Raw genomic sequence first — 18478 nt, forward strand, 5'->3', positions numbered from 1 at the left:
AGTTGTATGACTAAGAAAAAGCTTTATTTACCGATACAAAACGAACCAAAAATTTGGCCAAGGAGATCATCAGAAGTGAACTCGCCGGTAATTTCATTGAGGTGCTGCTGAGTTAGGCGCAGTTCTTCGGCCAGTATTTCACCTGCCATATTGGCTTCTAGTTGTTCCTGACCTTGCAGTAGATGTACTTTCGCTTTCGCCAGAGCCTCTAAATGGCGGCGTCTTGCCATGAAACTGCCTTCGGAGGTTGCACTGTAACCAACACAATGTTTTAAGTGTTCACGCAGTAGCTCTATGCCATGTCCGGTTTTGGCGGAGAGATGAATAACCGGAATGTTGTTGTGTTCATCTATACCCGTGGGCTCTTCCGATAAATCGACTTTATTGCGAATAACGGTGTAGGGCATGTCCTCGGGTAGTTGTGCGAAAAATTCTGGCCAAATATCGTCGGGATGAATGGCAGAGGTTTCCTGACTATCAACCATAAACAGCACGCGATCAGCCTGGCGTATTTCATCCCAGGCGCGCTCAATACCTATTTTTTCAACGTGATCGGGGCTTTCGCGTAAACCTGCGGTGTCGATAATATGCAGCGGCATGCCGTCTATTTGAATGTGCTCACGCAGAACATCGCGGGTGGTTCCGGCTATTTCCGTCACAATAGCTGACTCACGACCCGCCAGCGCATTAAGCAAGCTGGACTTACCCGCATTAGGGCGTCCGGCAATAACAATGCGCATGCCCTCGCGCATAAGCGTGCCTTGTTTGGCTTTCTGTTCTATGTGGAACAGCTGGTCGATAATCTCAGCTAAATCGCCGGATACTTTGCCATCGGAAAGAAAATCGATTTCTTCGTCAGGAAAGTCGATAGCCGCCTCAACGTATATTCTCAGGTGAATAACGGCGTCTACCAACTGATCAATTTTGTGAGAAAACTCACCTTTTAGGCTTTGTAAGGCGGCTTTTGCGGCCTGCTCTGAATTAGTATCAATTAAGTCGGCAATGGCTTCCGCCTGGGTGAGATCGAGTTTGTCGTTTAAGAATGCACGTTCGCTAAATTCACCGGGACGAGCAGGGCGAATGCCTGGAATTTCCAGAATGGCCTTAATGATCATATCGATAATAATCGGCCCGCCGTGGCCTTGCAGTTCTAAGACATCTTCTCCGGTAAAGGAGTTTGGACCCGGGAAAAAGAGCGCTATGCCTTCGTCCAACAGTTGTTCCTGTAAGTCATAAAAAGGCAAGTACTCTGCTTTACGAGGCTTGGGGCAGTGACCTAACAGCTTTTCTGCAACCTCTTTACAGGCTTTTCCGCTCACACGAACAATACCAACACCGCCGCGTCCGGGAGGTGTTGCCTGAGCTACTATGGTGTCGTCAAAATCTGTTTCAGTTTGCATTTTTGCTGCTCCCAAAAGGACTAAAGCCCGGCATTAGCCGGGCCTTAATGCTGGATTACTTCTTGTTTCGAACGTTAATCCCTTTCTTTTCTAACCCACGGTAAATGATCAGCATTTGCGCAATGGTAATCAAGTTACTGACCAGCCAGTACAGTACCAGACCCGATGGGAACCATAGGAAGAATACGGTAAAGATAACCGGCATATACTGGAACAGTTTCTGCTGCATCGGGTCAGCTGTCGGTGTCGGCTGCAGTCGTTGCATCAGGAACATACTAGCACCCATTAAAATAGGCAGGATGTAGTATGGGTCTTTGGTTGATAGATCCTGTATCCAGAACACAAAAGCGGAATGACGCAGTTCAACACTTTCCAGCAGAACCCAGTACAGAGCCAGGAATATTGGAAGCTGTAAAAGCATAGGCAGACAGCCGCCCAGAGGATTCACTTTTTCCTCTTTGTAGAGCTTCATCATGGCGCCTGACATCTTCTGTCGGTCGTCACCATAACGCTCACGCAGAGCCGTCATTTTTGGCTGTAACATGCGCATCTTAGCCATTGAAACGTATTGTGCCTTAGTTAGCGGGAACAATAGCGCTTTAACAATAACGGTGGTCAGAATAATAGCCAGACCCCAGTTAATAACAATGCTTTGTAAAAACTGCAGCAGTTTGAATATCGGTTGGGCTAACCACCAAAGAAAACCATAATCGACGGTTAAGTCCAAATGCTCAACAATTTTGGCCATGGCGTCCTGATCTTTTGGACCTAAGTAAAGCTGTGACTCAATAGTCTCTGAACTGCCAGCCTGAACTTCTGTTATTGGATAAATAACGCCAATAATAGCCTGGCTGTTATTCGCGACGCGGGAAAATAGACGATTCTGTTGACCCTGCTTCGGAATCCATGCAGAAGCAAAATAATGTTCAAGCATACTGACCCAACCGGCCTGCGAGGTGATGTTGAGATTTCTATCCTGCATTTTTTCAAAATTGTATTTCTCGAACTTATCGTCTTCGTAGGAATAAGCTGCACCGAAGTAGGTGGGCATCATCATATTGCCGCTTTCACCAGAACCTACGGAGCGTTTTAGCTGTCCGTAAAACTGAGTGCTCAGTGTTTTATCAGTATTGTTCTCTACTTCAAAACGGACGTCGACATTGTATTTGCCCGGAGTGAAAGTGAATATTTTACGATAAACAGCGCCGTTCTCAGCCGTATAGGTTAAAGGAACTTCAATAACCTCGGTTGTAGACTCGTAACTTTCTTGTTCGTAGTTATATGAAGCGCGACCTTCTTTTCCGTCGATTCCGTCTGGGCCAATTAGGCCTGACTGAGCGACGTAAACGTTGTTTGAACTGTTTTGCAGAAGCTGGAAGCGTTCTTCAGAACCCTGAGTTTTCGCAAACTTGAGTAAGTGAGTCGAAACAACATCACCACCGCGGGTATCTATCTCAACATCTAGCACGTCGGTGCGAACGCGAATTGTGGTTTCAGACCGCTGGTTTACAACCGGTTGATCACTTTCCGGAACGTCTGCCGAAACGGCTGAATTGCCTGAGGGCACATCGCTGTTTTCAGCGTTATTGCTCGATTGTGTTGAGGTAACGTTTTCGGGTGCTTTTGTTCCGGGTGCGGTTTCCACCATCCAATTCTGGTATAGGAAGAAAGACACCACTAAAAAGGCAATAAATAATATCGTGCGTGGCGAATTCATAGTGATTTCGTCTCTGTTGGCTGATTTAGTAAAGATTCGGATTCGCTGTTATTTTCTGGCTTGGCGTCTTGCTTAGCAAGTGGAACCGGGTCGTAGCCGCCCTCATGAGCAGGGTGACATTTACTGATTCGAACAGCAGCAAGGCCAATGCCACGGATTGTACCGTGTTTTTGTATGGCCTCACAGGCATAATGTGAGCAAGATGGATAAAAACGACAACGCGGGCCCAGCAGTGGACTAATAAACCACTGATAAACCTTTATGAACGCGATTGGTATTGTTCGCAACGCTTTGCTAATTTTCGCCATAAATAATTCAACGTATCCCGTAATGCGGCGTTATCCTGCTCGACAATACCCTGCTTAGCAATAATTACAATGTCAAAAGCGGGAATTTTATGTTGCCTTAAACGGAAGGTTTCACGTATTTGTCGTTTTATGCGGTTTCGGTCAACTGCGCGCTTAGCTCTCTTTTTGCTGACGGTAACACCAATACGTGGATGGCCTAACTCATTGGGGGTTGCCAACATAGTGACATGAGCAGTAACGGCTTTTACAGGAGGGTTTGAGAATACAGTCTGGAAATGAGAGGGAGTTAACAGACGTAACTCCCTTCCGTATGAGATACTTTTATGCACTCAGTACTTTACGACCACGTGCACGGCGACGAGCCAGTACTTTGCGGCCATTTTTTGTTGCCATGCGAGCACGGAAACCGTGTGAACGCTTGCGCTTTAATACGCTTGGTTGAAATGTTCTTTTCATAACTAATATTCCATCGGTCAGTTTGCTATTTCCCACGCTGGCCGAATAAGTTGAAACCAAACGTGAACGGAATTTTTTAGAGCGCGGATCTTACCGATCTTTTCTCGTTGAGTCAATGACCAGAGGCTTTTTTAGGCAATAAATCCTAAAATAATATCATCCACAATCTGTTGAGATTATAACATTAATAATGTGGATAAAATAACAGTTATTCACTATTTGCTTTGTTTTCCTGTTTTAGGGGAATATGGGCTTTTAAGCAATTTATGCGCCAGTTTTGGTTTGAATGGCTATTTTTTAACTCCTTTATTGACGCTGTTTTCAGGCAGTTTATGCTAGCGAATATTAGCTGAGTGAAGTACAATATTTGGTTATGTTTATAAAGAAACGATCCAGGAGAAGAGTGTGAATAATTCGCTTTGGCAACAATGTGCAGAGCGACTGCAATCGGAGTTACCGTTACAGCAGTTCAACACGTGGATCAGACCCCTACAAGCCAAACTAAATGGCGAAACATTAACCTTGTTTGCTCCGAATATTTATTCGGTAGACTGGGTGCGTGATAAATACCTTAAAACCATTAATACCTATTTAGAAGCTTTGTGTGACGACAAAGTACCTAACGTGGTTTTAAAAGTTGGGGAAGCTTCGCCAACACAACGTGATAGCGGCTCACCGCAACGCGCGGCTGCAACCCGCAGAAAAACACCTAACTTCTCATCAGGTAACACCGATGTGGAAGTGCCTTTTGAAAGCAATATTCATCCGGAATACACCTTCGATAACTTTGTTGAGGGTAAATCAAACCAGTTGGCGCGTGCGGCGGCTATTCAGGTCGCAGAGAATCCGGGCGGCGTTTATAACCCACTGTTTGTTTATGGTGGTACCGGTTTAGGTAAAACTCACCTTTTGCATGCGGTTGGTAATGGCATTATGGCGCACAAAAAGGACGCTAAGGTGTTTTACATTCGGGCCGAACGCTTTGTGCAGGACATGGTGAACTCCATACGTAACAGTTCAACCAATGAATTTAAGCGCTACTATCGTTCGGTCGATGCGTTATTGATTGATGATATTCACTTCTTTGCGAATAAAAAGGGCTCGCAGGAAGAGTTTTTCCATACCTTTAATGCGTTGTTGGAAGGTAACCAGCAAATTATTATGACCAGCGATCTCTACCCCAAGGAAATAGACGGAGTAGAAGATCGGTTGAAGTCACGTTTTGGCTGGGGCCTTACCATTGCCATTGAACCCCCGGAATTAGAAACCCGGGTGGCTATTTTAATGCGCAAAGCTGATGAACGTGGTTTGAATATGCCTCACGAAGTGGCTTTTTTCATTGCCAAACGTTTACGTTCAAACGTTCGTGAGCTAGAAGGGGCATTGAACCGGGTTGTCGCAAACGTGCAACTCACAGGCCGGCCTATAACTATTGATTTTGTACGTGAAGCTTTGCGTGACTTAATTGCCGCCCAGGAAAAATTAGTTACTATTGATAATATTCAGAAGACGGTAGCGGAATATTACAATATTAAACTAGCCGATATTTTATCGAAACGCCGTAGCCGCTCTGTAGCGCGCCCGCGCCAGTTAGCAATGGCGTTAGCTAAGGAATTGACCAATCATAGCTTACCGGAAATAGGCGACGCATTCGGCGGTCGTGATCACACAACGGTTTTGCATGCTTGTCGGAAGATACAAGAATTAAAAGATGCGCAGCACGACATTAAAGAAGATTATCGAAATCTTATTCGCACATTGTCGTCATAAAAGTATGTCGTTATAAACAGGGGACTCAGTCATGAAATTTTCAATTAACCGCGATGCTTTTTTAAAGCCGCTGCAGGTTGTAAGTGGCGCTGTTGAACGGCGGCATACCTTACCAATTTTGTCGAATTTGTTGCTTCAGGTCGATAATGGCCAGCTAAAACTAACCGGAACAGACCTTGAGGTTGAACTGGTTTCGGCTGTACCGCTTGAGTCAGCCGATATGGATGCGGCCGTTACTGTACCAGCGAAGAAGTTGCTGGATATTGTGCGCAGTTTACCTGAGGGCTCGACTATTGAGTTTACCTCTCAGGAAGACAGTGCCACGGTCAAGTCTGGTCGCAGTAAATTTAAATTGAGTACCTTGTCTTCAGATGACTTTCCAAATATCGACGACTGGAAAAGCGACATCCATCTGGTAACAGAGCAGGCGGTGTTAAAAGATTTAATGTTGAAAACGCATTTCTCCATGGCGAATCAGGACGTGCGTTATTATCTAAACGGCATGTTGTTCGAAACCGATAACGGCATGTTGCGTTCCGTAGCGACCGATGGCCACCGTTTAGCCATGAGCACTTGTGCTATTGATCAGCCAGGTTTGGCTCAACGCCAGGTTATTGTTCCGCGTAAAGGTGTGGTCGAGTTACTTCGGTTGTTAGGTGACGACGATCAGGAAGTGTCAGTTTCGATAGGAAACAACCATATTCGTGTGGAAACACCAGAGCTAGTTTTTACAAGTAAGCTGGTAGATGGTCGTTTCCCTGATTATCGTCGTGTCTTACCGAGCGGTGGAGACAAAGTTATTGTTGCCCATCGCGATGCGTTGCGGCAGTCCTTTGGGCGAGCATCCATTCTCTCTAATGAAAAGTTTCGCGGTGTGCGTTTGAACTTGAGTAGTGGTGAACTTTGCATTACGGCAACGAACCCCGAGCAGGAACAAGCGGAAGAAGTAATAGAAGTGGATTATCAAGGTGATGATCTGGAAATTGGCTTCAACGTTAGCTATTTGCTAGATGTCTTAAATAACATTGATGACGAACAAGTTTCTTTTACTCTGTCTGACTCAAATAGTAGTGCATTAATTGAACCTCAGCATGACGAGTCTTGCTGTTACGTTATTATGCCAATGCGCCTGTAACTCTGCCTCATAAATGTTCATTGAGACGTTGAATTTAAGCCACTTTCGAAACTTCTCGGAAGTGGCTCTATCTCCCAGCCCCAAAATTAATATCATAACCGGCGATAATGGTTCCGGAAAAACCAGTCTGCTTGAAGCTATCTATTTACTCGGTTTTGGTCGTTCTTTTCGGCCGGGTGGTTTTCGTCAGTTGATTAAGGAAGGGAAACCGGGCTTTACTGTATTTTGCCGTTCCCAAGATTACGCTATAGGTGTAAGACGCAGTACCGATGGTGAACAGTCGCTTAGGTTGAATGGCGCGAATGTTCAGCGCATGTCTGATGTTGCGCGTTTGGTGCCGGTACAACTATTAACGCCTGAATCCGTCGATATATTGTTGGAAGGTCCAGGACAGAGAAGACAGTTTATAGATTGGGGAGTGTTCCACGTGGAACACTCCTTTTATTCTGACTGGGTTGCGTACACTCAGCTCCTAAAACAAAGAAACAGTTTACTCAAGCAGCGCTCGCTTCCTGTAAGAGAAGATCGATATTGGAAAGAGCAGTTAGCCTATTATGGCGAGCGCATTAGTAAAAGTCGCGAAAAATACCTAGAAGAACTGAATGATTATATACAAGAACTAGCGAAATCTTTTCTCTCCGATGTTACAATGGAGGTTCGATTAAAATCGGGCTGGGATACTAGCCAAAGCTTATTTGACGCCTTAGAAAGCCATACAGAGAAAGATAAGAAATACGGCTTTACCTCAGTTGGGGCACATAAGGCAGATATAAAAGTGATAGCGGATGGGGTGGAAGTAAAACATCGCCTGTCTCGCGGACAATTAAAGACCGCGATAACCGCTTTAAAGTTAGCGCAAGGGAAGCATTACCAAAAAATAAAAAGGCAACCCTGCATTTATTTAGTCGATGATTTAACGTCAGAGCTTGATTCAAGAAACCAAGCGTTACTCTGTCGTGAGTTAGAAAATCTAGACGCACAAGTGTTTATCACCGCAATTACTGGAAAGCAGTTGTCGGATAAATTTCAAAAATCACCCCGAATGTTCCACGTGGAACATGGGGTAATAAACGAATGATATCGAGATAATACTATGGAAGAAAATAATTACGGTTCATCGAGTATCAAGGTTCTGAAAGGGTTGGATGCGGTTCGTAAACGCCCAGGCATGTACATTGGTGACACGGATGATGGAACTGGTCTGCACCACATGGTTTTTGAAGTTGTCGATAACTCTATTGACGAGGCCTTAGCGGGTCACTGTTCAGAAATTATGGTTATCATTCACTCTGACGGTTCTGTTAGTGTGAAAGATGATGGTCGTGGAATTCCAGTTGATATACATGAAGAAGAAGGTGTTTCAGCTGCTCAGGTTATTATGACCGTACTGCACGCCGGCGGTAAATTCGACGACAACTCTTATAAAGTATCCGGTGGTTTGCACGGGGTTGGTATCTCTGTTGTAAATGCGCTATCTGAAAAGCTGCAGTTGACCATTCGTCGACAAGGTCAGGTTTATGAGCAGACTTATCATATGGGTGAGCCTGACAGCGATGTAAAACCTGTTGGCGATACCGAAACAACAGGTACAGAACTGCGTTTTTGGCCAAGCCACGAAACTTTTACCAATACTGAATTCCACTACGATATTCTGGCTAAGCGCCTGCGCGAACTCTCGTTCCTGAATTCAGGTGTTGGTATACGGTTGCGCGATGAGCGTGACGACCGCGAAGATTTATTTAAATACGAGGGCGGTATTGCTGCCTTTGTTAATTACTTGAATAAGAATAAAACGCCAATTCACCAGAAAGCTTTTTACTTCACAGTACAAAGAGAAGACGGTATTGGTGTTGAAGTCAGCATGCAGTGGAACGATTCATTCCAGGAAAACATCTATTGTTTTACCAATAATATTCCACAGCGTGACGGTGGTACACACTTAGCCGGCTTCCGTGCCGCTTTAACACGTACATTGAACACCTATATGGAAAAAGGGGGTTATAATAAAAAATCAAAAACCTCTGCAACGGGTGACGACGCGCGTGAAGGTCTAACCGCCATTATTTCTGTTAAAGTTCCTGATCCTAAGTTTTCCTCTCAAACAAAAGACAAGCTGGTTTCTTCAGAAGTGAAATCTGCTGTTGAGCAGACAATGAACGAGCAGTTAGCGGACTATTTATTAGAAAATCCGGGCGAAGCGAAACTTATCATCAATAAAATTATTGATGCAGCAAGAGCTCGTGAAGCCGCTCGTAAAGCGCGTGAAATGACACGCCGTAAAGGTGCTCTGGATATTGCCGGTTTACCCGGTAAATTGGCAGATTGTCAGGAAAAAGACCCGGCACTGTCTGAACTTTATATTGTGGAGGGTGACTCTGCAGGCGGCTCCGCTAAACAGGGTCGTAACCGTAAAAACCAGGCGATTTTGCCACTTAAAGGTAAAATTCTTAACGTAGAGAAGGCGCGGTTTGACAAAATGCTGTCTTCCGTCGAGGTTGGTACATTAATTACTGCTATGGGCTGTGGTATTGGCCGTGATGAGTACAACCCGGATAAAACACGTTATCACCGTATTATTATTATGACGGATGCGGACGTTGATGGATCACACATTCGTACTTTGTTGTTGACGTTCTTCTATCGTCAAATGCCTGAAATTATCGAGCGCGGATACATTTATATTGCTCAGCCACCTTTGTATAAGGTGAAGAAAGGTAAGCAGGAAGTTTACATTAAAGATGACCCTGCATTGATCCGCTATCTAACCAGTCTGGCTCTGGATAATGCGTCTTTACATGTTAATGAAACCGCACCGGGCATTGCGGGCGATAAGCTCGAAACTTTGGTTAATGGCTATCAGATGGCTCAGGAAAATATTAAACGTTTGAGCCGTCGTATGCCTGAGCGTTTCTTACAGCGTTTGTTTTATGCGCCTCGTTTAACTGACGACCGTTTAAAAGACAAAGACTACATGGATAATTGGGTTAAAACATTAAACGATGATTTAACCGCCCGTGAAATTAACTCGGCAACTTATACCGTTTCTTTGCATGAAGATACTGAGCGTAAAATGTGGCTGCCGACAACGACCATTCGCCAACATGGTGTCGATACAGATTACCCATTGAACTATGAGTTCTTAATGTCTAAAGACTACGAGCAAATAGTGACTCTTGGTGAAGAGATTGACTCTCTGGTTGAACCGGGTGGCTACGTGCTTCGCGGTGAGAAGAAGCAGCCAGTAGCACACTTCGTTGAAGCGGTGGAGTGGCTTATCAGTGAGTCTAAACGTGGTTTATATGTACAGCGATACAAAGGTCTGGGCGAAATGAACCCTGACCAGCTGTGGGAAACTACGATGGATCCTGACTCTCGTCGTATGCTTCAGGTAACGGTTGAAGACGCTATTGGCGCTGATCAACTGTTCACCACGTTAATGGGTGACGAAGTTGAACCGCGTAGAGCCTTTATTGAATCAAACGCTCTTAAGGTTGCTAATTTGGACGTCTAGGCTTAACAGCGACATTAGCAAGCAACAGGCAACAAAAAAGCCGGCTCATGAAAATGAAGCCGGCTTTTTATTTATTAAAAATCAAAGCGTTAGTTACTGAAGCAAAGAAATATCCGCTATTTCTAAGAACAGCTGACGCAAGCGGAACAGCAAGTTGAGGCGGTTAATACGGACTTTATCGTCATCGGCATTGACCATGACATGCTCAAAAAACGCATCCACAGGCTCTTTAAGCTCTGATAAATGCGTGAGAGCGTCGTTGTATTTACCATCAGCAATAAGTGGCTTAATGGCGCCTTCTGTCTGTTTAACCAAACGATAAAGTGTTGTTTCAGACTCTTCCTGTAGAAGAGTCTCATCCACGTTACCGGATATCTCTTCGTTTGATTTTGCCAGGATATTACCAACCCGCTTATTGGCTGCGGCAAGGCTGGCAGCAGAATCCATAGACTTAAATGACTGAACAGCCTTTACCCTTTGGTCGAAGTCCGTTGGCTTAGAGGGTGAACGGGCAAGTACCGACTGAATAACATCGACGGAAATGCCTTGATCCTGATACCAGGGACGAAAACGACCAAGTAGAAAATCGAAAACATCAGTAGCGACGGTGTTATTCGATAGCTTGTCACCAAAGCCTTTGACGGATGCCGCTAACAGTTCATGTAAGTCTAATGAAAGCTCTCGTTCTACCAGAGTACGCAACAAACCTAGAGCTGCACGGCGCAGAGCAAATGGGTCACGGTCACCTTTAGGTACCTGACCAATACCGAATATACCAACCAGCGTATCTAGCTTGTCAGCTAAAGCGACGGCACAAGCCTCTCGTGTCAAAGGCAACTCGTCGCCAGAAAAACGAGGCCAGTAGTGCTGTTCTATTGCTTCGGCTACTACCGGGCTTTCGCCGTCGTTCAACGCATAGTGTTTACCCATAACGCCCTGGGTTTCAGGGAACTCAGAAACCATATCGGAAACCAGGTCAGCCTTGCATAGCAGACCGGCTCGTTCAGATGCTTTTACGTCGGCAGTTAACTGGTTTGCAATTTTACCGGCTAACACCGATATGCGGCGAGCTTTGTCACCAATACTGCCCAGTTGTTTTTGGAACAGAACAGAGTCCAGCGCAGCAACTCGCGATTCTAAAGCCGTTTTCTTATCGGACTCAAAGAAAAACTGTGCATCCGCCAAGCGAGGGCGAACGACTTTTTCGTTACCCTTAATGATCTGCTGAGGGTCACGGCTTTCAATATTGGTAATGAAAATAAACTGTGGCAGTAAGTTACCTTTGCCATCTTCTACCGGAAAGTAACGTTGGTCGTCTTTCATGGTAACGATAAGCGGCTCTTTTGGTACAGCGAGGAAACCTTGATCGAAACTGGCTGTTAAAGCAACGGGCCATTCCACCAGGGCTGCAACTTCCTCAACTAACTCGTCATCCTGAATAACCTGGCCGCCGAGTTCTGAGGCAAGACGTGATACTTCCGACTGAATGGTTTCAATACGCTCTTCGAAGTTAGCGATCACTTTCGCTTCACGCAGCTTAGATAAGTAGTTGTCGACATGATCGAGCTCAAAACCTTGGGGCGAATGGAAGCGATGACCTTGAATAAAACGGGCACTCTTAGTTTCCAGGATTTCAGCTTCAATAAGTTCGCTGCCCAGCATGACTGTTAGCGTGTGCACAGGGCGAATAAATTGCGCGGTGCTGTCGCCCCAACGCATCGGTTTCGGAATAGGGAGGGCTTTAATTGCTGCCTCCAAAATACCCTGAACTAAGTTAACCAGCGCCTGACCCTTTACTGTCGCCTTATGCAGTAACCATTCGCCTTTGTCTGTTTTAAGGCGGTCAGCCTGCTCTACAGTAATGCCGTTTGAACGGGCCCAGCCTTCAGCAGCCTTAGTCGGTTTACCAGAGTCGTCAAAAGCCACATTCACTGCTGGCCCGCGCTTTTCGACTTCCTTGTCCTGCTGTTCGGTTTCAACTTGTTTCACCAGCACGGCAAGTCGGCGAGGGGTTGCATACGCCTCAATGCTATCAAAACTCAGCTCTGCACTTTTTAAACCTGACTCAATACCCGACTTTAAGCTGTCACGCAGCGACTTTAAGGCTTTTGGAGGAAGCTCTTCAGTACCTAACTCAATTAATAAGTTTTCTTTTTGCACGGCTCGCTCTCCTTAGTTCGCTGCTGGTTTGTTTTTATTGTCGGCTAAAGGGAAGCCAAGAGCTTCGCGCGCCTGATAATAGACTTCGGCAACGGCTTTTGCCATGGTTCTGACTCGAAGTATGTAGCGCTGTCTTTCGGTTACAGAGATAGCGTGTCGGGCATCAAGCAAGTTAAAGGCGTGAGATGCGCGCATAACCTGCTCGTACGCGGGTAAAGCCAGAGACTTTTCAATTAACAGTTCGCATTCTTTTTCGCAGTCGTCAAAGCGACGGAAAAGCACATCAACATCGGCGTACTCAAAGTTGTAAGTCGACTGTTCAACTTCGTTCTGATGGAAAACATCGCGGTACAAGATCTTACCGCGTGGGCCGTCAGTCCAGACCAGGTCGTAGATGCTGTCCACACCCTGAATGTACATAGCCAAACGCTCCAGGCCGTAGGTGATTTCTCCGGCCACAGGACGACACTCTAAACCACCGACTTGTTGGAAGTAGGTAAACTGAGTGACTTCCATACCGTTAAGCCAGACTTCCCAGCCCAGACCCCAGGCGCCCAGAGTAGGTGATTCCCAGTTGTCTTCTACAAAGCGTATGTCGTGAGTTAGTGTATCAAAGCCCAGCATTTCTAAAGATCCCAGATAAAGTTCCTGAATGTCTTTAGGCGATGGTTTCATAATGACCTGAAACTGATAATAGTGCTGCAGGCGGTTCGGGTTTTCACCATACCGGCCATCGGTCGGGCGGCGGCAGGGTTGCACATAGGCAAAACTGGCTGGCTCCGGACCTAATGAGCGCAGAAAGGTCATTGGATGAAAGGTACCCGCACCAACCTCCATATCCAGTGGTTGAACCACGGCACAGCCTTGCTGAGCCCAGTAATCCTGAAGAGCAAGAATAAGCCCCTGAAAGGTTTTCACATCGTACGTCGACATACGCATTCTCTGCTTTGTTATTTGTGGTTGACCGAAGGTCGAAAAATATGCGTAGATTATACCCTCTGAATCGCCTTGGTTATAGGGGAAGGCATGACAAATAATCAGCCAGAACGGTGTTCCTGGTGTGAATCTGCTGACGACTACCGCGCTTATCATGACAATGTTTGGGGGCGTCCGGTAAGCGACCCGATAGAACTTTTTGCTAAATTGTGTCTGGACGGGCAGCAGGCGGGACTCAGTTGGTTAACTATTCTGCGCAAACAGAGAGGTTACGAGAAAGCCTTTTTAGGTTTTGATCCACAAGCTATTGTGGCTATGAGTGACGCTGATCGTGAATTGTTGTACAGCAACCGTGATATTATCCGTAGCAAGGCCAAAATTGATGCCATTTTTACTAACGCTGAAGCGTATATAAGGTTAGAAGAAAAGGGCGTTAAGTTTGAGCAGTGGCTGTGGGAGTTTGTAGGTGGCTCACCGATTATTAATGCGTACTCGACGCAAAGTGAGATCCCAACAGAAACAGAAGCTTCCCAAAGCATGGCAAAAGCGTTAAAAAAGGAAGGCTTTAAGTTTGTCGGACCGACCATTTGCTATGCTTTTATGGAAGCAGTTGGTATGGTGAACGACCATGTTACTAGCTGTCATTGCTATCAGCCTGTTGCTGACCAAATGAAACAGTTTACGTTGTAAAATGAGCGAAGGAAGAATGATAGAAATTACTCTTGCGGACTATAGCAACCCCAAACACCGTAATGCCGTTATTGCTATGTTAGACGCTTATGCCAAAGACCCAATGGGTGGCGGTGAGGGCATATCTGATGACGTTAAGGAAAGCTTGATAGACGAAATGGCAAAACGAGACCATGTGTTTTCTTTGCTGGCCTACGATGGCGACACTCCGATTGGCGTTGCAAACTGTGTAGAAGGCTTTTCAACCTTCGCAGCAAAACCGTTAATGAATATTCATGACATAGCCGTCATTCCAGAGTACCGGGGACAGGGTGTTGCGCGTAAACTTCTTGAAGAAGTGAAAACGCTGGCGGAATTTCGCGGTTGCGTGAAGCTGACACTGGAAGTGCTTGAGAACAATGACCGGGCGAAAAAAGCCTATGAGAACTTCGGCTTTGCACCTTATGAATTAGGTGACGTAGGTCAGGCCGAGTTTTGGGAAATGTACTTGAATAAAGACAAAGCCTGACATCTAAGCATCAGGCTATTAATGAGATTTTCTAACCCAGTAGCGGTAGGGGATTTCTTCGGTTTCAGAACCAACCAATTCATGCTCCATAAACTCGCAAAAGCCCGGAATATCCCGGGTTGTTGCGGGGTCATCCGCAATAATCATTAAAACCTGACCAACATCCATTTTACGAATAGCCGCACGCACCAGCATAACGGGCTCCGGGCATTTAAGGCCTAAGGTATCGAGTTCTTTGTCGCAGGTAATTTGAGTCATTATGTTCAAGTAGAGATTAATGGGGCAGCTGGGTAGTTTAACACTTTGCTCGCGGAAGAGTGAGGAGCGGCAGGACGGCTCGCCCCTTTTATTTGACGCCGGATGCTCAGAAACACGCCGTAAACCCATCCCTGGGGGCTTGGCTGCAGCCATCCATGGCTGCAGACAGTTTCTGAGCATCCGGCGCCAATTAACAGCGGGTCAATCCACCCAACCGCTCTTCACTTGCTGATCCGGCCAGTAAAATTACTCAGCTGCCTCAGTTTCTCCTTATGCGCGCTCGAACACAGTCGCAATACCCTGACCTAAACCGATACACATAGTGGCTAGGCCAAGCTTCGCATCTTTCTCTTCCATTAAGTTGATTAGCGTCGTTGAGATACGAGCGCCAGAACAGCCTAATGGGTGACCTAAAGCGATAGCACCTCCGTTCAGGTTCACTTTCTCTTCCATCTTGTCGAACAGTTTTAAACCTTTAAGTACAGGCAGTGACTGTGCGGCAAAGGCTTCGTTCAGTTCAACAACGTCGATGTCGTCAATAGACACACCAGCACGCTTCAGCGCTTTTTCTGTTGCCGGAACCGGACCGTAACCCATAATGGACGGATCGCAACCTGCAACGGCCATTGAACGGATTTTAACACGTGGCGTCAGACCCAGCTCTTTGGCTTTGTCAGCAGACATAACCAACATGGCAGCGGCGCCGTCAGACAAGGCTGACGAAGTACCTGCGGTTACCGTACCGTTGGCCGGGTCAAACACTGGGCGAAGCTGTGAGAGGCCTTCTGAAGTTGTTTCCGGACGTATTGTTTCGTCTTCTGTGACACGAACCAGTTCGCCGTCGGCATTGTGGCCGTTAATTGGATAAATTTCTTTAGCAAAGCGGCCTTCAACGGTCGCTTCATGCGCCTTCTTATGCGAGCGTGCGCCAAAGGCATCTTGTTGCTCACGAGTAATACCGAACTTACGAGACAATAGTTCAGCGGTCATGCCCATACTGCCTGAGGCTTTTGCAACAGACTTGTTCATGCCCGGGTGAAAGTCGATTCCGTGAGTCATTGGTACGTGACCCATGTGCTCAACACCTCCGGCCATAAAGATATCGCCGTCGCCATTCATAATAGCGCGCGTAGCGTCGTGCAATGCCTGCATTGAAGAGCCACACAAACGGTTAACCGTTACACCGGCCACTTTATGCGGAATACCAGCAATAAGCGCCGAGTTACGCGCAATGTTAAAGCCTTGCTCTAAGGTTTGCTGTACGCAACCCCAGTAAATGTCTTCCAGTTCTTCCGGGTCAACTTCCGGGTTACGCTCAAGTAAGCCCTTCATCAGCGCAGCTGAGAGGTCTTCGGCACGAGTATGGCGGAAAACACCATTTTTTGAACGCCCCATTGGCGTACGAATACAATCTACTATGACGATGTCTTTCATTTTAATAACCTCCTCAAGCCTTACTTCGCGCTGGTTGTGTCAAAGTAAGATTTACCGGCTTTAGCCATTTCGCGCATGCCGTCGGTAACCTGATAAATTTCACCCAGGTGCGCGTACTTGTCTGCCAGTTGAATAAAGTTGTCCATGCCAAGCGTTTCCAAATAACGGAAAGGACCGCCACGGAATGGAGGGAAGCCTAAGCCATAAAGCAGCGCTATGTCTGCCTCGGCAGCAGAGCCAACAATGTCTTCTTCCAGACAGCGAACTACTTCGTTCACCATAGGGATCATACAACGTGCGATGACTTCATCAGCATCCAGTTTCTTGCCTTGCTCACAGCCTAATAGCTCGTAAGTGGCTGGATCTGCCTCTTTGGTTGGCTTACCTTTTTTGTCGGTGCCGTAAACATAGAAGCCTTTGCCGTTTTTCTGACCGTAACGCTCAGCAGCTGCCAGTTTAGCAATGGCGCTGGACTCGTCGCGCTTCATGCGGGTCGGGAAGCCCGCTTCCATAACAACGGTACAATGATCAGCTGTGTCGATACCGACCACATCGCTCAAATAAGCAGGGCCCATTGGCCAACCGAATTGCTTCTCCATAACCTTGTCGATCCCGACGAAATCAACGCCTTCATCAACCATGCCGGCAAAGCCTGCCAGGTAAGGGAACAATACGCGGTTAACTAAGAAGCCAGGGCAGTCGTTAACAACGATAGGGGTTTTGCCAAGTTTAAGCGCATAGGCGACTACCGCATTAACGGTGTCATCTGAGGTTTTCTCGCCACGGATAATTTCAACCAATGGCATTTTGTGTACCGGGTTGAAAAAGTGCATACCGCAAAATTTTTCAGGGCGCTTCAGGTTCTTAGCGAGTTCAGTAATAGATATCGTCGAAGTATTTGAAGTCAAAATGGCGTCATCGCCAATTACGCCTTCAATTTCAGCCAGCACCGAGCCTTTAACTTTCGGGTTTTCAACAACGGCTTCTACGACAATATCGACGTCTTTGACTGCGTCATTCAGCAATGTAGGCGTAATAGAAGACAAGATTTTAATCATCTTCTCGCTGTTAACTTTACCGCGCTCGACACCTTTCTTCAGGATCTTGCCGGCTTCTTTCATGCCTAAGTCTAAAGCGTCTTGCTTAATGTCTTTCATAACAGCCGGTACGCCTTTAAGCGCTGACTGGTAAGCGATACCGCCGCCCATAATGCCGGCACCTAAAACACCTGCTGTCTTAATTTCTTTGGTTGCTGCTTTAGCGTATTTTTTCGACTTACTTTTAACTGCCTGATCCGCCAGGAAGATACCGACCTGTGCCTGGCATGCCTCGGTTTGGGTAAGGTCGAAAAACGCGTTGTTTTCAGCTGTTAGTGCGCCTTCACGATGCTCGCGGGCACCGTTTTCAATGGCTTCTAACGCTTTGTGCGGTGCCGGATAGTGCTTGCCTGCTTTCGCTGCAATTAAGCCTTTAGCGGTCACCAGAGTCATCATCAACTCAGTGTCGTTAGCTTTTAATGGTTCAAGTTTTGGCTGACGCTTCGCTTTCCAGTCTTGTTGACCGGCGGCTGCATCTTTTGCCAAGTTAAGAGCGGCTTTAGTCAGGTTTTCTGGTTCAACAACTGCATCTACAGCGCCGACTTTTAGTGCATCAAGGGCTTTGTTGTTTTTACCTGTGGTTATCCACTCAAGCGCGTTGTCCGGACCAATCACGCGAGGTAAACGCATGGTGCCGCCAAAGCCCGGGATAAGGCCCAGTTTAACTTCTGGCAGGCCGATAGTTGCTGTGGTGTCCGCAACACGGTAGTCACAGGCTAACAATGCTTCACAACCGCCGCCTAATGCGAAACCTTTTACCGCACCAACCGTTGGTACAGGCAGGTCTTCCAATTGGTCAAATACGCGAGATGCTTTTGCCACCCAGCTGCGGGTTTTTTCCTGATCAGAGAACAGTGTCAGGAACTCGGTAATATCAGCGCCGACAATAAAGGTCGACTTGCTGCTGGTAACAATGACGCCGCGCAGGTCGTTAGTGTTTTGTAATTTTGTCAGTGCTTCACTGAATTCTTCTAATGTAGCCTGGTCGAATTTATTAACCGAGCCTTTCGCATCAAATTGTAATTCTGCGAAACCAGGTTCGATAAAATCGACCCGAATGCTTTCACCTTGATAGATCATCTTGGGTCTCCCACGACT

At 46.5% G+C, this 18478-nt stretch carries 16 protein-coding genes; 6 read left to right on the forward strand and 10 right to left on the reverse strand.

Features of this window, described 5'->3' with window-relative positions:
- Nucleotides 1-23 precede the first annotated feature (23 nt).
- Genes mnmE through rpmH form a run of 5 tightly spaced genes read right to left on the reverse strand, consistent with a single transcriptional unit; the run spans nt 24 to nt 3881 of the window.
- A complete protein-coding gene (gene mnmE / locus ACN0TF_RS05820; RefSeq protein ID WP_417441155.1) occupies nt 24-1400 on the reverse strand; it encodes a tRNA uridine-5-carboxymethylaminomethyl(34) synthesis GTPase MnmE in 1377 nt (458 codons plus the stop codon).
- 55 nt (nt 1401-1455) lie between these two features.
- Nucleotides 1456-3117 (reverse strand): membrane protein insertase YidC, encoded by a 1662-nt coding sequence (gene yidC / locus ACN0TF_RS05825; protein WP_417441156.1) that lies wholly within the window; start codon nt 3115-3117, stop codon nt 1456-1458.
- Nucleotides 3114-3425 carry a membrane protein insertion efficiency factor YidD gene (yidD, locus tag ACN0TF_RS05830; RefSeq protein ID WP_011235861.1) on the reverse strand — a complete coding sequence of 104 codons (312 nt, stop codon included), beginning with the start codon at nt 3423-3425 and terminating at the stop codon, nt 3114-3116. The genes yidC and yidD overlap by 4 nt, the downstream gene beginning before the upstream one ends.
- Nucleotides 3377-3754 carry a ribonuclease P protein component gene (gene rnpA, locus ACN0TF_RS05835; RefSeq protein WP_011235862.1) on the reverse strand — a complete coding sequence of 126 codons (378 nt, stop codon included), beginning with the start codon at nt 3752-3754 and terminating at the stop codon, nt 3377-3379. Before rnpA ends, yidD begins: the two co-directional genes overlap by 49 nt.
- A complete protein-coding gene (gene rpmH, locus ACN0TF_RS05840; protein ID WP_011235863.1) occupies nt 3747-3881 on the reverse strand; it encodes a 50S ribosomal protein L34 in 135 nt (44 codons plus the stop codon). Before rpmH ends, rnpA begins: the two co-directional genes overlap by 8 nt.
- Before the next feature lie 405 nt (nt 3882-4286).
- Here rpmH and dnaA point away from each other — a divergent pair, with 405 nt between their 5' ends.
- Genes dnaA through gyrB form a run of 4 tightly spaced genes read left to right on the forward strand, consistent with a single transcriptional unit; the run spans nt 4287 to nt 10297 of the window.
- A complete protein-coding gene (gene dnaA / locus ACN0TF_RS05845; RefSeq protein WP_417441157.1) occupies nt 4287-5651 on the forward strand; it encodes a chromosomal replication initiator protein DnaA in 1365 nt (454 codons plus the stop codon).
- Between the two features lie 31 nt (nt 5652-5682).
- The gene (gene dnaN, locus ACN0TF_RS05850) at nt 5683-6786 is read left to right on the forward strand and encodes a DNA polymerase III subunit beta (protein WP_011233266.1); all 1104 of its coding nucleotides are present in this window, start codon (nt 5683-5685) and stop codon (nt 6784-6786) included.
- A 13-nt stretch (nt 6787-6799) separates the two neighbouring features.
- Nucleotides 6800-7864, forward strand: a complete 1065-nt coding sequence (recF, locus tag ACN0TF_RS05855) for a DNA replication/repair protein RecF (RefSeq protein ID WP_153849337.1) — start codon at nt 6800-6802, stop codon at nt 7862-7864.
- A gap of 15 nt (nt 7865-7879) precedes the next feature.
- Nucleotides 7880-10297, forward strand: a complete 2418-nt coding sequence (gyrB, locus tag ACN0TF_RS05860; protein WP_417441158.1) for a DNA topoisomerase (ATP-hydrolyzing) subunit B — start codon at nt 7880-7882, stop codon at nt 10295-10297.
- A 93-nt stretch (nt 10298-10390) separates the two neighbouring features.
- On the opposite strand, the gene glyS is transcribed toward gyrB, so the two are convergent.
- Both glyS and glyQ read right to left on the reverse strand, forming a co-directional pair.
- Entirely contained in the window at nt 10391-12457 is a 2067-nt protein-coding gene (gene glyS, locus ACN0TF_RS05865) for a glycine--tRNA ligase subunit beta (protein ID WP_417441159.1), read from the reverse strand.
- 12 nt (nt 12458-12469) lie between these two features.
- A complete protein-coding gene (glyQ, locus tag ACN0TF_RS05870) occupies nt 12470-13390 on the reverse strand; it encodes a glycine--tRNA ligase subunit alpha (RefSeq protein WP_317498365.1) in 921 nt (306 codons plus the stop codon).
- Between the two features lie 93 nt (nt 13391-13483).
- On the opposite strand from glyQ, the gene ACN0TF_RS05875 reads away from it, so the two are divergent.
- Nucleotides 13484-14083, forward strand: coding sequence for a DNA-3-methyladenine glycosylase I (locus ACN0TF_RS05875; RefSeq protein ID WP_417441160.1), 600 nt, complete (start codon nt 13484-13486; stop codon nt 14081-14083).
- A gap of 16 nt (nt 14084-14099) precedes the next feature.
- Nucleotides 14100-14591, forward strand: coding sequence for a GNAT family N-acetyltransferase (locus ACN0TF_RS05880; protein ID WP_011233272.1), 492 nt, complete (start codon nt 14100-14102; stop codon nt 14589-14591).
- An 18-nt stretch (nt 14592-14609) separates the two neighbouring features.
- On the opposite strand, the gene tusA is transcribed toward ACN0TF_RS05880, so the two are convergent.
- The 3 genes from tusA to fadB all read right to left on the reverse strand — a co-directional run bounded on the left by tusA (nt 14610) and on the right by fadB (nt 18460).
- Nucleotides 14610-14849 carry a sulfurtransferase TusA gene (gene tusA, locus ACN0TF_RS05885; RefSeq protein WP_417441429.1) on the reverse strand — a complete coding sequence of 80 codons (240 nt, stop codon included), beginning with the start codon at nt 14847-14849 and terminating at the stop codon, nt 14610-14612.
- Nucleotides 14850-15119: 270 nt separating this feature from the next.
- Complete coding sequence (gene fadA / locus ACN0TF_RS05890) at nt 15120-16283, reverse strand: acetyl-CoA C-acyltransferase FadA (protein ID WP_417441161.1); 1164 nt, start codon at nt 16281-16283, stop codon at nt 15120-15122.
- Nucleotides 16284-16303: 20 nt separating this feature from the next.
- The gene (fadB, locus tag ACN0TF_RS05895) at nt 16304-18460 is read right to left on the reverse strand and encodes a fatty acid oxidation complex subunit alpha FadB (RefSeq protein WP_417441162.1); all 2157 of its coding nucleotides are present in this window, start codon (nt 18458-18460) and stop codon (nt 16304-16306) included.
- Between the last annotated feature and the right edge of the window lie 18 nt (nt 18461-18478).

The organism is Idiomarina sp. (assembly GCF_048265525.1).
In the GTDB taxonomy this organism is placed as follows: Bacteria; Pseudomonadota; Gammaproteobacteria; order Enterobacterales; family Alteromonadaceae; genus Idiomarina.

Excerpts from the sequence above, each read along its gene's own strand:
- mnmE (WP_417441155.1), bottom strand. The coding sequence starts at position 1,400 with ATGCAAACTGAAACAGATTTTGACGACACCATAGTAGCTCAGGCAACA.
- yidC (WP_417441156.1), bottom strand. The coding sequence starts at position 3,117 with ATGAATTCGCCACGCACGATATTATTTATTGCCTTTTTAGTGGTGTCT.
- yidD (WP_011235861.1), bottom strand. The coding sequence starts at position 3,425 with ATGGCGAAAATTAGCAAAGCGTTGCGAACAATACCAATCGCGTTCATA.
- rpmH (WP_011235863.1), bottom strand. The coding sequence starts at position 3,881 with ATGAAAAGAACATTTCAACCAAGCGTATTAAAGCGCAAGCGTTCACAC.
- dnaN (WP_011233266.1), top strand. The coding sequence starts at position 5,683 with ATGAAATTTTCAATTAACCGCGATGCTTTTTTAAAGCCGCTGCAGGTT.
- recF (WP_153849337.1), top strand. The coding sequence starts at position 6,800 with ATGTTCATTGAGACGTTGAATTTAAGCCACTTTCGAAACTTCTCGGAA.
- gyrB (WP_417441158.1), top strand. The coding sequence starts at position 7,880 with ATGGAAGAAAATAATTACGGTTCATCGAGTATCAAGGTTCTGAAAGGG.
- glyQ (WP_317498365.1), bottom strand. The coding sequence starts at position 13,390 with ATGTCGACGTACGATGTGAAAACCTTTCAGGGGCTTATTCTTGCTCTT.
- ACN0TF_RS05875 (WP_417441160.1), top strand. The coding sequence starts at position 13,484 with ATGACAAATAATCAGCCAGAACGGTGTTCCTGGTGTGAATCTGCTGAC.
- ACN0TF_RS05880 (WP_011233272.1), top strand. The coding sequence starts at position 14,100 with ATGATAGAAATTACTCTTGCGGACTATAGCAACCCCAAACACCGTAAT.
- tusA (WP_417441429.1), bottom strand. The coding sequence starts at position 14,849 with ATGACTCAAATTACCTGCGACAAAGAACTCGATACCTTAGGCCTTAAA.
- fadA (WP_417441161.1), bottom strand. The coding sequence starts at position 16,283 with ATGAAAGACATCGTCATAGTAGATTGTATTCGTACGCCAATGGGGCGT.
- fadB (WP_417441162.1), bottom strand. The coding sequence starts at position 18,460 with ATGATCTATCAAGGTGAAAGCATTCGGGTCGATTTTATCGAACCTGGT.